Annotated in this window: 15 protein-coding genes; 10 read left to right on the forward strand and 5 right to left on the reverse strand. The window is 59.1% G+C overall.

The window, feature by feature from the left end:
* The first annotated feature begins 79 nt into the window (after positions 1–79).
* The 3 genes from EOI86_RS01515 to EOI86_RS01525 all read left to right on the forward strand — a co-directional run bounded on the left by EOI86_RS01515 (position 80) and on the right by EOI86_RS01525 (position 4,667).
* Positions 80–1,402, forward strand: a complete 1,323-nt coding sequence (locus EOI86_RS01515; RefSeq protein ID WP_127763383.1) for a glucose-6-phosphate isomerase — start codon at positions 80–82, stop codon at positions 1,400–1,402.
* Positions 1,403–1,466: 64 nt separating this feature from the next.
* Positions 1,467–3,350 carry a DNA mismatch repair endonuclease MutL gene (gene mutL / locus EOI86_RS01520; RefSeq protein ID WP_127763384.1) on the forward strand — a complete coding sequence of 628 codons (1,884 nt, stop codon included), beginning with the start codon at positions 1,467–1,469 and terminating at the stop codon, positions 3,348–3,350.
* A gap of 114 nt (positions 3,351–3,464) precedes the next feature.
* Positions 3,465–4,667, forward strand: a complete 1,203-nt coding sequence (locus EOI86_RS01525; RefSeq protein WP_161973650.1) for an MFS transporter — start codon at positions 3,465–3,467, stop codon at positions 4,665–4,667.
* Between the two features lie 3 nt (positions 4,668–4,670).
* On the opposite strand, the gene rsmD is transcribed toward EOI86_RS01525, so the two are convergent.
* Both rsmD and EOI86_RS01535 read right to left on the reverse strand, forming a co-directional pair.
* Complete coding sequence (rsmD, locus tag EOI86_RS01530) at positions 4,671–5,222, reverse strand: 16S rRNA (guanine(966)-N(2))-methyltransferase RsmD (protein WP_127763386.1); 552 nt, start codon at positions 5,220–5,222, stop codon at positions 4,671–4,673.
* Entirely contained in the window at positions 5,197–6,045 is an 849-nt protein-coding gene (locus EOI86_RS01535; protein ID WP_127763387.1) for a pseudouridine synthase, read from the reverse strand. The genes rsmD and EOI86_RS01535 overlap by 26 nt, the downstream gene beginning before the upstream one ends.
* Before the next feature lie 132 nt (positions 6,046–6,177).
* Between EOI86_RS01535 and EOI86_RS01540 the strand changes: the two genes are divergently transcribed.
* Positions 6,178–6,612 (forward strand): nucleoside deaminase, encoded by a 435-nt coding sequence (locus EOI86_RS01540; RefSeq protein ID WP_127763388.1) that lies wholly within the window; start codon positions 6,178–6,180, stop codon positions 6,610–6,612.
* A gap of 3 nt (positions 6,613–6,615) precedes the next feature.
* Here EOI86_RS01540 and EOI86_RS01545 read toward each other — a convergent pair whose 3' ends face one another.
* Entirely contained in the window at positions 6,616–6,882 is a 267-nt protein-coding gene (locus EOI86_RS01545; RefSeq protein ID WP_127763389.1) for a DUF1289 domain-containing protein, read from the reverse strand.
* Positions 6,883–7,031: 149 nt separating this feature from the next.
* On the opposite strand from EOI86_RS01545, the gene EOI86_RS01550 reads away from it, so the two are divergent.
* Positions 7,032–7,376, forward strand: a complete 345-nt coding sequence (locus tag EOI86_RS01550) for an ArsR/SmtB family transcription factor (protein ID WP_127763390.1) — start codon at positions 7,032–7,034, stop codon at positions 7,374–7,376.
* A gap of 62 nt (positions 7,377–7,438) precedes the next feature.
* Positions 7,439–8,503 (forward strand): permease, encoded by a 1,065-nt coding sequence (locus EOI86_RS01555; protein ID WP_127763391.1) that lies wholly within the window; start codon positions 7,439–7,441, stop codon positions 8,501–8,503.
* On the opposite strand, the gene EOI86_RS01560 is transcribed toward EOI86_RS01555, so the two are convergent.
* Entirely contained in the window at positions 8,500–10,755 is a 2,256-nt protein-coding gene (locus EOI86_RS01560) for a xanthine dehydrogenase family protein molybdopterin-binding subunit (RefSeq protein WP_127763392.1), read from the reverse strand. The two genes, EOI86_RS01555 and EOI86_RS01560, sit on opposite strands and share 4 nt — an antisense overlap.
* Positions 10,756–10,905: 150 nt before the next feature.
* On the opposite strand from EOI86_RS01560, the gene EOI86_RS01565 reads away from it, so the two are divergent.
* From EOI86_RS01565 to EOI86_RS01580, 4 genes are all read left to right on the forward strand, one after another.
* Entirely contained in the window at positions 10,906–11,511 is a 606-nt protein-coding gene (locus tag EOI86_RS01565; RefSeq protein ID WP_127763393.1) for a TetR/AcrR family transcriptional regulator, read from the forward strand.
* A 155-nt stretch (positions 11,512–11,666) separates the two neighbouring features.
* Entirely contained in the window at positions 11,667–13,130 is a 1,464-nt protein-coding gene (locus EOI86_RS01570; protein WP_127763394.1) for a TadE/TadG family type IV pilus assembly protein, read from the forward strand.
* Entirely contained in the window at positions 13,127–13,681 is a 555-nt protein-coding gene (locus EOI86_RS01575) for a TadE/TadG family type IV pilus assembly protein (protein ID WP_127763395.1), read from the forward strand. Before EOI86_RS01570 ends, EOI86_RS01575 begins: the two co-directional genes overlap by 4 nt.
* 8 nt (positions 13,682–13,689) lie before the next feature.
* Positions 13,690–14,262 carry a TadE/TadG family type IV pilus assembly protein gene (locus EOI86_RS01580; protein ID WP_127763396.1) on the forward strand — a complete coding sequence of 191 codons (573 nt, stop codon included), beginning with the start codon at positions 13,690–13,692 and terminating at the stop codon, positions 14,260–14,262.
* 42 nt (positions 14,263–14,304) lie between these two features.
* Here the strand turns inward: EOI86_RS01580 and EOI86_RS01585 are convergent, their stop codons facing one another.
* Positions 14,305–15,225: a ketopantoate reductase family protein gene (locus EOI86_RS01585; protein ID WP_127763397.1), complete on the reverse strand. Its 921-nt coding sequence runs from the start codon at positions 15,223–15,225 to the stop codon at positions 14,305–14,307.
* Between the last annotated feature and the right edge of the window lie 35 nt (positions 15,226–15,260).

Consider the following 15,260-nt stretch of genomic DNA (forward strand, 5'->3'; position numbering starts at 1 on the left):
GCAAGAATGCGCTTGGCCGATGTCCGTGCCGTCAGCGAACAGACTATTTCTTTGATCATTTGGTGAGCCAATAACGACGATGCCGTATAAACAAGATACAGAAGCCTGCATGGCGGGCCGGATCGGTCCGAAGGGACTCACCCAGGAACAGCTCGAAGGCTATGCCCCCGGGCTCGTCGCGGGCATCGAAGCCGTTCGGCAAAAGAAGGAAAGCGGTGAACTACCGCTGTTGCGCCTGCCGGAGCGGCGGGACGACTTGCCAGAAATCGAACAGGTCGCCGACCGGTATCGCAATTTCTTCGAAGATGTCGTGGTACTGGGGACCGGTGGGTCCAGTTTGGGCGGGCGTGCCCTTTACACGATGGCGGACCCTGACAAACGGGGATTGGCACCGCGACTGCATATCGTCACCAATGTCGATCCATTTGGCTTCAACCGCGTCATCCGGCATCTTGACCGGCGCAAGACCGGCTGGATCGTCATCTCAAAATCCGGTGGTACCGCGGAAACGCTGATGCAGTTCCTGAGTGTCCTGCCGCTGTTGCGGGCGACCCTGGGCGATTCACGGGTCAAGGATCACGTCACCATCATCACGGAACCGGGCGACAATCCGCTGCGCAAACTGGCCAAGGAATTCGATCTGCCGGTACTGGATCACGACCCCAAGGTCGGCGGCCGCTATTCGGTCCTGTCCGTCGTCGGTTTACTGCCGACCTTGATCGCCGGTCTGGACGCCAAGGCGGTACGCGAAGGGGCCGCGGACATCCTGAACCGGACCCTCTCCGCGAAAGATCCGCTGAGCGCCGATGCTGCGTTGGGTGCAGCGGTCAATGTCGGGCTGAACAAGAATTCCGGGATCATGGCGCATGTCATGTTGGCCTATAGCGACCGACTTGGGTCGCTTGCCCGTTGGTATCGTCAGCTTTGGGCGGAAAGCCTGGGCAAGGAAGGCGAGGGCACGACGCCGATATACGGGACCGGTCCGGTCGATCAGCATAGCCAGCTTCAGCTTTGGCTGGACGGGCCAGCAGACAAGATGTTCACCGTGTTGTCGGGACCGCTTGAGGAAGACACTGAAAATGTTGGCCCCGGCACGGTCGATCCGGTCGATGCCGACCTCGCGAAACTGACCGGCATGGACTATCTAGCCGGTCGGACGCTGGCGGAGCTGATGGATGCATCGCGCCGCGGCACGTCGGAAACATTGATCGAACATGGCAAGCCCGTGCGCCGAATTCATTTCGATGCGATCAATGAATACGCGCTGGGCGGAATCATGATGCATTTCATGTTGGAGACGATCTTGTCCGCGCATTTGCTAAATGTCGATCCATTCGATCAGCCTGCGGTGGAGCACGGCAAGAAACTGACGCGTCAGTATCTCTACGACTTGCAGAACTAGGGCACGCTGTAGCACCAGTTCTAACATCAGCACCAATACTGGGGAGGGGGGTACCTCCGGGCCCATGGCCATCCGTCGACTACCAGAGACGATCGTGAACCGCATCGCCGCGGGCGAGGTGGTGGAACGCCCTGCCTCGGCCGTGAAGGAACTGGCTGAAAACAGCCTGGATGCCGGCGCGCACCGGGTTGAGGTTGCCATCCGCGAGGGGGGACGCAGCCTTATCGCCATCACCGATGACGGTTGCGGCATGGGGCCTGACGAATTGATGCTGGCAATCGAACGCCACGCCACGTCCAAACTGCCCGATGAAGATTTGTTCAACATTGCGACGCTGGGCTTCCGCGGGGAAGCCCTGCCGTCGATCGCATCGGTCAGCCGCATGTCGATCACCAGCCGCCCGGCTGGCGACGAGAATGCCTGGGCGCTGGCGATTGAAGGCGGAAAGGTCGGGTCGGTCGCGCCGGCCTCCGGTCCGCCTGGTACACGGATTGAGGTTCGAGATCTGTTTTATGCCACACCGGCCCGTCTTAAATTCCTGCGGAGCGAGCGGGCGGAAACCTCCGCCGTGATTGAGGTGCTGAACCGGCTGGCGATGGCGCATCCGGAAGTTTCCTTTTCGCTTCACGACGGCAATAGGGAACGCATTCGGCTGCGGGCGGAGCAAGGCGAATTGCTTGACGCGCGTCTGGCCCGCCTCGGCGCCATCATGGGGCGGGAGTTCATGGACAATGCGTTACCGATTTCGGCGGAACGCGATGGTGCGACGTTGACCGGTTTTGCGGGGCTACCGACATTCAACCGCGGCACCGCCTCGATGCAGTTTTTATTCGTCAACGGCAGACCGGTGAAGGACAAGCAATTGACCGGCGCGGTCCGCGCAGCCTATGCGGATTTTCTGGCGCGTGACCGGCATCCCCTGCTGACCTTGTTCCTTGAAATGGAACCTCGCATCGTCGACGTGAACGTCCATCCCGCCAAGGCGGAAGTCCGGTTCCGCGATCCCGGATCTGTCCGTGGCCTCGTCGTGGGGGCGTTGAAACACGCCTTGGCTGAAGCCGGGCACCGGGCGTCGACCACGGTGTCGGCGGCGGCTTTGGGGTCAATACGGCCACAAGGGGGGCATCAGCTTTCCTTCACGGGCCGGTCGCCTTCGGGGGCCATGCGAATGCCGCTCGGCGGAAGCCATACTCCCGGTTATGGTCCCAATTATGTGGCACCGGTTTACAATCCGTCTTCGGGCGTTGCGGAGGCGGCGAATTCTTTTTACTCCCCCTTGGACGGACAGGAAATCCCGCCTCAGGATTATGGGTTCGTCCCGGCGGCGCGGTCGGACGGGCATGAAATGGAAGCGCCCGGTTCCGCGGACCATCCGTTGGGGGCGGCGCGGGCGCAACTGCACGAGACCTATGTTGTGGCCCAGACCAGTGATGGCATTGTGATCGTTGATCAACATGCCGCGCATGAACGCCTCGTCTATGAGAAAATGAAACAGGCTTTGGGTGAACGCGGGGTCCCGCGGCAAGGTCTTTTGATTCCGGAAATCGTCGAATTGGATGATGAGGACGCGGCCCGGCTGATTGCCCGTGCTGACGAGCTGGCCGAATTGGGCCTTGTCCTGGAAGGGTTTGGTCCCGGCGCCGTCGCGGTCCGGGAGACACCGTCCCTGTTGGGTGAACTTGACGTACAGGGGCTGGTGCGGGATTTGGCCGACGAACTCGGCGATTTGGGCGATGCCTTTACCTTGAAGGAAAAGCTCGAAGAAGTCTGTGGGACCATGGCCTGCCATGGCTCGGTCCGGTCGGGACGGCGGCTCAACACCGAGGAAATGAACGCTCTGTTGCGGCAGATGGAAGCAACCCCGCATTCAGGGCAATGCAATCATGGCCGGCCGACCTATGTGGAGCTGAAGCTGGCGGATATCGAAAAGTTATTCGGAAGGCGCTGATCGCCACCTGCCACTGATTCTCTTCATGGGCCCCGACCCTCTCCAGGGGCTTTGACTTTGCGGGTTCCGCCCGGTACTTCGGCAGGGTCTTTCATCATTGTGCCGGAACCGTCCTTGTCCAACGACTCCCCCATAAGTGAATCCAATTTCAAGGCGTTGATCCCGCTTGCCGCCGCGACTTGCGTCAACATCATCGGCTTGGGCATCGTCATTCCGCTGCTGCCGTTCGCGGTCAAGGAAGCGGGTGGGGGCGATTTCGAGGCGGCGGCGATCTTCTCCGTTTTTTCGGCCTGTTCTCTGTTGAGCGCACCGCTCTGGGGCCGTCTGTCAGACCGGATCGGTCGAAAACCCGTTATGATCATTTCGGTGCTGGCTACCGTCATCAGCTACCTTTGGCTTGCGAATGCGGATACGCAACTGGCGATATTCTTAAGCCGTGCTTTTGCCGGCTTTACGGCGGGTTGGCTGGCGACAAGCCAGGCGTTCGTCGCCGATGTTACGACCTCGGAAGACCGTGCCAAGGGCATGGGCATGCTGGGGGCGGCATTCGGTATCGGGTTCACCATTGGTCCTGCGATCGGTGCAACGGCGGTCGGCGGGGATCATCCGGACTTTGCCTTTCCCAGCTATATTTCCGCCGGCTGTGCCGTCGTCGGACTGTTGATCACCAGCCTGTTGGTGAAGGAACCGGCCCGCCATCGCGTTCATCAGGCGGATATGGCGGAAAAAGCGCTGAAGGTGGCGAAAGAACCCTGGTTGTTGCGCCTTTTGGTGCCGTTTTTTCTGGTTTCCCTGGTTTTCACCGGCGTCGAGGGAACGCTGGCCCTGTGGGGTGCCCATGTATTGGATATAGGGCCGCGGGATATCGGCTATTTCCTAGCCTTCGCCGGGGTTATCAATGCCATCGTCCAAGGCGGCCTCGTCGGTCGAATGAGCAAGAAAATCGGTGAGGCGCGGGTGGCTTTCATCGGTGCGCTCGCTTTGATGCTGTCCGTCATCTCCTTAAGCTTCGTTACGCAGTATTACTGGCTCGCATTGCCAATGGCGCTGCTGGCTATCGCCATGGGGTTCCACAATCCCGCCATGCAAAGCCTGATGAGCCGTCAGGCGCCGGAAGGCTTAAAGGGCACCGTCATGGGAACGGCGCAATCGACGTCCAGCCTTGCGCGAATTGCGGGGCCTGCCTTGGCCGGGCTGGCCCTGGAACATATCGATGTGTCGGCACAATTCTGGATCGGCTTCGTCATCCTGATCCCGGTGCTGTTCATGATCCTCGCGCTCGGCCGCAATAGGGCCACAGCCGAACAGCGCGGATAAAGATCAGTCTCTCATCAGAAAGAGAAACCGGGCCGCGCCGTAGCGACGGTCGTCCAATTGCGCGAACCCATCCGGCAAAGTCCAAGCGGTTTTAGGATCGAGCTGGGCAATGACAAGTGTTTCGGGCCCGACCGCTCCCGCGTCCATAGCGGTTCGTATCGCCTGTTCGACGGCACCGTCCTTGTAGGGCGGGTCGAGCAGCAGAATGTCACAAGGCTGTGATTGTCGGCTCAGGTGGAAAGCGTCCGAGGTGTCGACCTTGCTGCGGTCTTCGGCCCTGCATTTCGCGATATTGGCGCGCAACGCCGCCAAGGCGGGTTTTCCTGTTTCGACGAAAGTGCAATGGCTCGCGCCTCGGCTAAGCGCTTCCAGGCCCAATGCACCGGTGCCTGCGAAAAGCTCCAATACACGACCGCCACGTAGCTTTTCCGCATGCTCGCCGTGGCCCAGAATGTTGAACAGGTTCTCCCGCGCCCTATCAGAGGTGGGGCGCGTGGCGGATCCATCCGGGGCGTCCAAGCGGACGCCCTTATGCTTTCCCGCGACGATCCGCATCGGCAGGTTTCCGGCCGCGGGCCTTCGCGGCGGCGGCTGTACGTTTATACCCCGGTTTGACGGGCTTGGGTTTGGCCTTGGCGCCCTTATGCCTTTCGCCCAGCAGTTTCTTGACGACTCCGGCTGGGACTTCCTCTATGGCGCTGCGCGGCATGTCGCCGAGTGCGATCATGCCGTAACCCGTGCGGATCAGACGGTTTACCCGGTAACCCAGATGTTCCATGACGCGGCGAACCTCGCGGTTCTTGCCTTCGCGCAGGATGACCGTGATCCAGGCATTGCTGGTCTGCTGCCGTTCCAGTTCGGCGTAGATCGGGCCGTATTTCACCCCGTCGACGGTCACGCCCCGGTCAATGCTTTCCAGTTTTGCCGGGTCGACGACGCCGTAGACACGGATGCGGTATTTGCGTGGCAGACCCGTTAATGGATGTTCCAGTTTACGGGCCAGTTCCCCGTCATTGGTGAACAGCAGCAGGCCTTCCGAGTTCAGGTCGAGCCGCCCGACGCTGATCAAGCGCGGCAGGTCGCGCGGCAGGTCGTTGAAGACGGTGGGGCGGCCATGCGGATCGTTTGAGGTGGTCAGTAGGCCGGCTGGCTTATGGTAGCGCCACAGGCGGACACGATCGGCGGTGGGAAGGGGTTTGCCGTCGACCGTGATCTGGTTTTCAGCCGTCACCGTTATTGCGGGGGTGGTGATCACTTCGCCGTCGATGGTGACGCGCCCCTCGGCGATCCAGCGTTCGGCTTCCCGGCGGGAGCACAGGCCGGCGCGGGCCATGACCTTTGCGATGCGCTGGCCGTCGGTTTCCTGTTGATTGTCCATATCGGCGTTTCCTTGTCGTCGGCGTTTGGCGCAATCGCTGCGCGGATTCGTTCTACCCGTATCTGTACCCTTGTGACCGGGCGGCGCGCACCATACGCTTCGCCCGCCATGCAGGAAAGACGCAACCCATATATGATCCGGGCGCTGGAACAAGCCAACCAAGCCGCCGAACGCGGTGAGTCGCCGATTGGTGCGGTCATTGTCGACCGGGCGACGGGGGAGGTGCTGGCGGAAGACGGCAACCGCGTCGAGGAATTGAAGGACCCGACCGCGCATGCGGAAATGCTCGTGATCCGCAGGGCCGCCGCCGCCAAGGGATCACCCAGGCTGATCGGTTGCGACCTGTATGTGACCCTGGAGCCCTGTCCGATGTGCGCCGGTGGGATATCCCATGCGCGGATCGAAAAGCTCGTTTACGGGGCTTACGATCCCAAGGGCGGCGGTGTCGATCATGGGGCCAGGGTCTTCGACCGGCCGACCTGCAATCATAAGCCCGATGTGATCAGTGGTGTCGCGGAAGAAGAATGCGCCGCGCTTCTAAAATCTTTTTTTCAGCGAAAGCGTTAGGCCCTAACCGTCGTTCTTGTCAGGGCTTTTGGTTCGTCGTGCCCGGCGGCGAGGGCGCTGGTCTGCCGCACTGGTGCGCCCGGCGGCACGACGGCGTTCCTTTAATTCGTTTAGAATAGCCAAGCGTTCCTCGTTGCTGGCGCGCGGCCAAATGCCGATCTCCTCAATGCTACGCAAACACCCGACGCAGTGACCTGAAACCGGGTTTACCGCGCAGACACCGACGCAGGGGGAGGGAATGTCGGGAAGGGGAATGCGGCTTTCGGTCACGGGGTGCCGGTCCGATCGATTGGTTGTTTTCCGGATATTCAAGATGGAACGGCCGGTCGAGGGCTTCAAGCACCGAGCCTGCTAAATCATTATTTCGATAATACTAGAAATACGGTTGACTAAGGTTCTTGCAATGATATGGTTGCGGTATGAGCAATCTTGAGAAGACCGCAGACCGGCTTAATGCCTTGGGCAACCCGACACGCTTGCAGATCTACCGTCTGCTTGTCCGAGCAGGGGCTGAGGGCATGAGTGTCGGCCGTATCCAGGAAGTCGTGTCCATCCCGGGATCGACCCTCAGCCATCACATGAAGCTGTTGGAAACAGTGGATCTTGTGGCCAAGGAGAAGCAGGGGACGACCCTGATTTGCCGGGCACGATACGATGTCATGGATGCGGTGATCGGGTATCTGGCAGATGAATGCTGTGCGGATTCCAGTGACGGTCGTTCCGACCGCGGTGTGCAGTGGCGCAGGGTTGCTGCAAATACTTGATCCCATGGACCTTGGGGAGGCGGCTCGGGGAGAGCCCCTGAGTGTCCCGAAAGAGAGACGCAATGAGCGACGCAATACAACAAACCGACCCAAAATCCTTCGATAATTCTAGAAATTTCGCAGGATGGCTGCGGCAGAAAACCGGTAAAATCGACCGCGTATTCCTGACCGCGGTCGGCATTGCGATCCTATGGTTTTTGCTGGATTTGGGCGCCGCGCAAGTAGGTCTCGTGAAAGCCGGAAACAGTCTGCTGGGTATAGCACCCTTCATTATTCTGTCCGTTCTATTGGCGGCCTATCTGAAGGCTACCGGCGCGGATGGGCTGATCGCGAAGGCGTTCGCCGGGAACATTCTCCAGGCGACGTTCCTGGCCGCGATTGTCGGCGCGTTGTCACCGTTCTGTTCATGTGGCGTGGTTCCTTTGATTGCCGCGCTTCTGGCATCGGGCGTGCCACTGGCCCCAGTCATGGCTTTCTGGTTGGCGTCGCCGATCATGGACCCCGAAATGTTTGTCGTGACCGCAGCGGTTCTGGGAACGGAATTCACCGTCATCAAGACGGTGGCAGCCGTCAGTATCGGATTGATGGGCGGTTTCACCGTCTTGCTTCTGGGGGGATCTAAACTGTTGCGCGATCCGTTGATAGGAACGGCGTCCACTTGTGGTACGGCCGCGTATACCCGTGGGAATAAGCCTGTCTGGCGGTTTTGGAGGGAAGAAAACCGCAAGACCGTCTTCACAAAAGAAGCCAAGCGGTCGGGCTGGTTCCTGACGAAATGGTTGAGCCTCGCCTTCCTGCTTGAAGCGGTCATGCTCGCCTATGCACCTATGCAGCAGGTCGGCGAATGGTTGAGTGGCGCCGGTTTCTTGGCCATTCCCGCGGCTGCGATGATCGGCGTGCCGGCCTATCTGAACGGCTATGCGGCGATCCCCTTGACCAGCGGCTTGATGGAAATGGGGCTTACCGCGCCAGCCGCCCTTACCTTTATGGTCGCCGGCGCGGTTACCAGCATTCCGGCCGCAATCGCGGTGAAGGCATTGGTGCGGCTGCCGGTATTTCTGCTCTATCTGGGGATCGCGTTGAGCGGGTCCATTGTCATCGGATTGACTTACGCCCTGGCCGCTTAACCCGCCTGCAGTGCTCGCCAGACCTTTTCCGGTGTGGCGGGCATTTCAACGGTGTCGGTTCCCATGGCGTCGTAGAGCGCCAACATGAAAGGTGCCAGACCGCCATTCGTCCCCAACTCACCCACGCCTTTCATGCCAAGGTGATTGATCTTCGTCTCCATGCTGCCGTCGACCAAGGTGAACATCGGTAGATCGCTTGCACGCGGCAGGCAGTAATCCATGAAGGACCCGGTCAGAAGCTGCCCGCTGTCATCCTCGTAAACCGTATGTTCCAGCCAGGCCTGACCGATGCCTTGGGCGATGCCCCCGTGGACCTGACCTTCGGCGATCATCGGGTTCAGCTTAACGCCGAGATCGTCGGCGGAGACATATTGCTGGATTGTGACATGTCCGGTCTCCGGATCCAATTCGACCTCGCAGACATGCGCGCTGTTCGGAACGGTCTGATGATTCCCTTCGAAGGCTGCACCACCGGCACAACCAGGTAGGCCGCGTTCCTCCAGTTTCTGGGTCAGCTCAAACAGTCCGACGCGCCGGTCCGTCCCGACGACGGTGAAAGCACCGTCGGCATAGGTGATGTCCGTCGCCGCAGCTTCTAGGATTTCCGCTGCGCCTTCCATGCCGTTCTGGATAAGGTTGGTTGTTGCCCGGTCGATTGTCGTTGCCGCGATTGGAAGCGAGGACGAACCGCCGGTCCCACCGCCAATTTTGACCCGGTCGCTGTCGCCTTCGACGACAACAACCTTCTCCATTGGGATTTCAAGGCGTTGCGCCACAAGTTGCGCAAACGCTGTTTCATGGCCCTGGCCCGATGCTTGAACACCTGTCTTCACTAGAACTTCACCGGCGGCTGTGACCTCCAATTCGCTTGCCTCGTTCGGTGTGCCGCCGGTGAGGTGAAGGGTGGGGCAGATCGAGATGCCGCGCTTCAATCCCTTCGCTTCGCTGGCTGCGCGCCGAGCGTCAAAACCCGCCCAGTCGGACGCTTCCAAGGCAAGGTCGTAGACATGGGCGAAATTCCCGCTGTCGAAAACAAACCCGGTTGCCGCCTTGTATGGCATGGCCGTTTCCGGAACCAGATTGCGGCGGCGCAACGCCGCCCGATCCATGCCCAGTTCCCGGGCGGCCTTTTCCACAAGCCGTTCGACAAGGTAGATGACCTCTGGCTTTCCGGCGCCGCGATAGGCATCTGTCGGTGCGGTGTTCGTATAAACGCCGACACTGCGGACGGTTATTGCCGGAATTGAGTAGTTGTGACCTGCCACTTTGGCAAAACCCGGTCCGATGATCGAAGGGCCAAGGGCAGACGCATAAGCACCAAGCGCGCCTTTTGTTTCAACCTTCAATCCTAGAAAATTGCCTTCATTGTCCAGCGCTAAATCGGCGCGGCTGACTTGGTCACGACCGTGGGCATCGCTAAGGCATGCTTCGCCCCGTGTAGAAACCCATCGGACAGGCCGCCCCAATACCTTCGCAGCATGAAGGACCAGGGTTTGTTCCGGATAGTTCATCAGTTTGGCGGCGAAACTGCCCCCGACATCAGGAGTGATGACATGCAGGTTCGCTTCGTCAATGTTCAAGGTTTCCGCTACGAGCCGGCGGATCAGGTGTACACCCTGGCTTTGCGTGAATAAAGTGTACCGTCCAGAGCTGCTATCGAACTCTCCCAGATAGGAACGTGTCTCGATCGGACTCACAATGACCCGATTGTTGACGACGCCTTCGATGCTGACGACATGCGAGGCCCGCGCCATTGCTTGGTCGACACTGTCGGTGTCGCCCGCAATGCAATCGAATGCGGTATCGTTGGCAGATGCCGTATCCGTGTGGGCGGACAGGTCGTCATAGTCGATATCGATCAGTTCGGCGGCGTCCCTGGCCAGCTCTTCCGTTTCCGCGACAACCATGACCACGGCTTCGCCAACATGACGCACCGTTTCCGCGGGAAGCGCGTGACGAGGCGGGGATCGGAACGGGGTTCCGTCGGAAGAGTTCTGGGGCGTGATGCAGGGCAGGGGATTTAGACCGGCTGCCTGAATGTCGGCACCTGTCAGGACGGCAAGCACGCCCGGGGCAGATTTTGCGGCGTCCACATCCACGTTGCGTAGTTTCGCATGCGCAACGGGGCTGCGGACCATGACTGCGTGGGCGATGCCATCCTTGTGCAAATCTTCAACGAAGCGGCCGTGCCCGGTGAGAAGCCGGGCATCCTCCAGCCTCGGCACGGAGCGACCGATTCCGGAATCCTGCATGACGTAATTTCCCTATGGAACTGAGGTTCGTGACAAGTGCCGCGAGACTAGCAATTGCGCCGCACCGCGAAAAGCACAGCGGCAAAATTATTGATCTGCTCGGTGTTTGATACCATGTTGTAATGTATCAAAAATGGCAGATGCACCGTAATGGCGAGATCAAAAGCGTTCAGTCCCGAAGACGTTCTGGAATCGGCCCTGCAGCTTTTCTGGACGAAAGGCTATGAGCAGACCTCGATGCAGGACCTGGTGGATGCGATGGGCATTAACCGGGGCAGCCTCTACGACACCTTCGGGGACAAGCGGCAACTCTACCGTAAGGCAATGGAACGTTACCTGGATTGGTACACGTTGCGGGACCTGCGTTTGGCCATGAAATCGGCCGATTACAGCCCGGCGGAGCAACTGAAACTGCTTTTCGACCGATTGGCTGAGGAAGGCGAAGGGGTCAATAAGCGGCGCGGTTGCCTTCTGACCAACACCATTACCGAACTTGGCCATCGTGACCCGGAAATCACCGAACAGGTCGCCGCCGGAATCAAGCGCGTAGAGGATACGCTCGCCGAACTGATCCAAAAAGGTCAGGAACGCGGTGAATTTACGTCAACCGAAGATGCGCGGGCCTTGGCACAGTTCCTGACCAACACCATCCAGGGAATGCGTGTTCTAACCCGTGTCTATGGTGACCGGGAGCGTTTGGCGGAAATCAGCCGCGTCGCCCTCTCGACGCTGACACCCAGGGCGGGTATTCACTGATTTTACCGGTTTCTCGGCAATCGCTGGGATGAGATAGGCCGCATTTTATTAAAGCCAATCCAATAGTTTCTATTAAAGTCAAACGGTTAATGTAGCGTCTTGGTGCAGTTTTCGCTTATCTCAGGTCGTTTGGGATAGGGTGATTGGCGCCTAAGATGCACCGCTTACTGCACAAGATGGATGTACTGGCTTCGGCCTTTCTGCGTAGCCGCCGTGGCGGCGTGATGCAGTTGTTTGCGTTCGCGCTATTGCCCGTGATGGCCGCCAGCGGATTGGCCGTTGACGGCACGCGGTTGTTTCTGGTCCGGGATTCCGTTCAGCGTGCGGTGGATGCCGCCGGCCTGGCCGCCGGTCATACCCTTCTGGTCGATGACATGGAGTCTGATGCACGCAGTTTCTTCGATGCGAATTTCACGAATATCGAAGATGTCGCGACACTGACCGACTTCACGATGGTTACAAATGCGGACAACTCGGTCATCGATGTCTCTGCGACGGTTTCCGTGGATACGACTTTCATGGCATTGTTCGGATTTGATGAGGTCACTTTCACGCGGACGGCACAGATCACGCGAGAAACCCGCGGCATGGAACTGGCCCTGGTCATGGATAATACCGGTTCGATGCGCAGCAGCGGCAAGATGTCCGCGGCGATCACGGCCGCCCACAATTTGATCGAGGCGGTCTTCGGTTCCGAAGACGTCAACCCGAACCTTTGGGTATCCCTGGTCCCTTATACGGCAACCGTCAATATCGGCACACAGCATACGGAATGGCTGACGCTGCAAGGCCAGGCGGATGTCGGCGTCGGCGGAAACTACGAGCCGACGTCATGGATTGGATGTGTTAATGCGCGCAGCGGCGGTTTGGATGAAACCGACGACACACCGGACCTCGCCGCCTTCACGCCCTACCTTTACGCGGACAATGTCGACAACAACTGGATCCTGACCGATGCGGGTGGGAATATAACCGGTTTCGACCTGGACGAGCGGAATATCGCACAGAACAACGGCCGCGGTCCGAACCTTGGATGTGGTCCGCCGATCACGCCCTTGGTCGCGTCCAAGACCGTACTCAACACCGCGATCGATGCGATGCAGCCTTGGCACCGTGGCGGAACGGCGGGGAACCTGGGCCTGGTATGGGGGTGGCGCGCCCTCTCACCCTCTTGGCGCGGATTTTGGGAGGGCACAGCCAATGCAACCCTGCCACTCGATTACGAAGAGCCGTTCATGGACAAGGTGGTTGTCGTGATGACCGACGGCACGAACGAGTTCTTTGACTTTACCGACCATGAGCCGGATGACGGGGAAGGACCGGACGGTTCTGACCATACCGCCTACGGGCGGCTGGGCGAGTTCGGATTTTCATCCAAAAACGCTGGACGGGCTGAGATCGACGCCCGGTTCTCAAGAACATGTGAAGCCATGAAGGCTGAAGGCATCATCATCTATGCCATCACTTTCGGGTCGACACCAACGTCCAGCACGCAAGACATGTTCCGAAACTGTGCGACGAAGACCAGCTTCTTTTTCCATGCACCTAGTAATTCAGAGTTGGAGGATGTGTTCACCACGATCGGACGCCAATTATCGAATTTGAGGATTTCTCAATGATCCGGCGCCTCGCAAAGTTCTTCAAGGATCGGCGCGGTGTTTCTACGATCGAATTCGCGATTCTGGGGCCGTTTACCATCACCTTGCTGGTCGCCATATTGGAGTTGGGGATGGTATTCCTGGTCAGCGGATCCCTGGAAAACGCTGTTCTGGCAAGTTCCCGCTTCGGGATCACCGGCAATGCTCCGGACGGTGTCACCCGCGAAGACATTATTCGCGATCTGATTGACAAAAACACTTTTGGCTTGGTCGACCAGGAAGAAGTGCAGATAGAGACGATCGTTTACGACAATTTTTCAGACATCGGCCGGCCCGAACCGTTTGCGGATAGCAACGGCGACGGCCAGTGGAACGAAGGAGAGTCCTTTACCGATGTTAATGGCAACGGCCAATACGACACTGATGTCGGTTTAGCGGGACTCGGCGGGGCCGGGGACATCGTACTCTACAAGATCAATTACCGGATCAATACGATGACTGCCATGTTTGATCCTTTCTTCCGCACGATCGATCATTCCGCCGCTGTCGCGGTTCGGAATGAGCCGTTTTGAGGGGTGTGATGAAACGCATCAGGCGATTCCTGAAAAAGTTCAGCCGATCACGCGGCGGAGTCACCAGCGTAGAGTTCGCCTTGACCGCTCCGATCCTGGTGCTGCTTTTTACCTCTCTCGCTGAAACGGGTATTTATCTGCTGCTGCATGTGAAACTGCAGCATGCCACGGTTTCAGTCGCCGACCTGATAACCCGGGATGAAAGCGTCCGTGAGTCTACCGTCGCCGACCTTTTCGAAGCCGTGCCGCAAATTCTCAAGCCTTTCAGTATTGGCGAGGACGGTGTTGTCGTTGTCAGTGCCGTCGGTCGATCAGGGAACAATCCGACCCGCGTGCTATGGCAGCGCCGTGGCGGCGGTCCCTTGGTGCGTGACAGTGACATTGGCGCGGAAGGAGACGTAGTGTCCGATCCAGAGGGCATACCGGTTGGTCCGGACGAAACCGTCGTGGTGGCGGAGCTGTTCTATAACTATACGCCGATCGTGTTGCCGATTTTCGGGCCGCGGGAAATCGTGAAACACGCCTTCTACCGACCGCGGTTGGGCGCATTGCAGGAAATTGACCCGGATCCTCCCTCCTGACGTTTTTCTGCGAATTCCACACAGCGAAGAAGCCAGGGTGCTTTAGGGCACCCCGTTTTCGTAAGGCAGAAGGGATAGATAGAGCGTGCGATGGATCGGGGTCGGCACGCCGAGTTCTTTGCCGAGCTTGTAGACCGTTCCTGACAGGCTTCCCACTTCCAGCCGCCCGCCGCGGGCCAGGTCGTGATACATGGACGCATACATGTCGTCCGGGAAGGTATCCAGTAAACCCATTGCCCGTTCGATGGCGCCCTCATCGACATTGACGCCCTTGGCGCGGCCCACGGCAACGACTTCGGCCATCGCGTCGCGGGCCAGATCCCGGATCTCCTGATTTCTGTAGAGTGGTCCGCAAGGCTGCCGGAAGGCGGTGGTAATGGCCGCATTGGTCGACAGCAAGACGAATTTGGACCACAGCTTGGCTTCGATGTCGTCCGCGACGAGGGCTGTAAAACCGGCCTTGTTGCATCGTTCCGCGAAAGCGTTCAGGCGCGGAGAATGCCCACCACCGACCTCTCCGATTTCCATTGTGGACATATCGCTTGTGTATCGGACCACGCCCGGTTCAGCGATCTTTGCGGACATGAATGCGTTGCCGACGCAGACGCGGTTCTTACCCAGGATCGGTCCCAAGCGCTCAGCCGCCTCCACACCATTCTGCAGGCTTATGACATAGCCGTTCTCGGAAAGCGCCGGCGCCAGCTCCCTGCCGACCTCTTCCGTGTCGTAGAGCTTTACGCAAAACAACGCGACATCAATGGGGCCAAGATCGACAAGTTTGTCGCTAGCGATGACGTCCGTCAGTCGAATTTCACCTTTCGGGCCAACGAGTGAAAGACCCTTTTTCTGCATTGCGGACAGGTGTGTTCCACGCGCGAGGAAGGTCACGTCGCCGCCGGCATCGGCCAACTTTATACCGAAAAAGCCACCAACCCCGCCTGTGCCGATGACGGCGATTCGCATATTGCCCCTCACTGTTCGCTTCGTCTTCGTTTGTT

It is taken from the genome of Hwanghaeella grinnelliae, assembly GCF_004005845.1.
In the GTDB taxonomy this organism is placed as follows: Bacteria; Pseudomonadota; Alphaproteobacteria; order UBA8366; family Aestuariispiraceae; genus Hwanghaeella; species Hwanghaeella grinnelliae.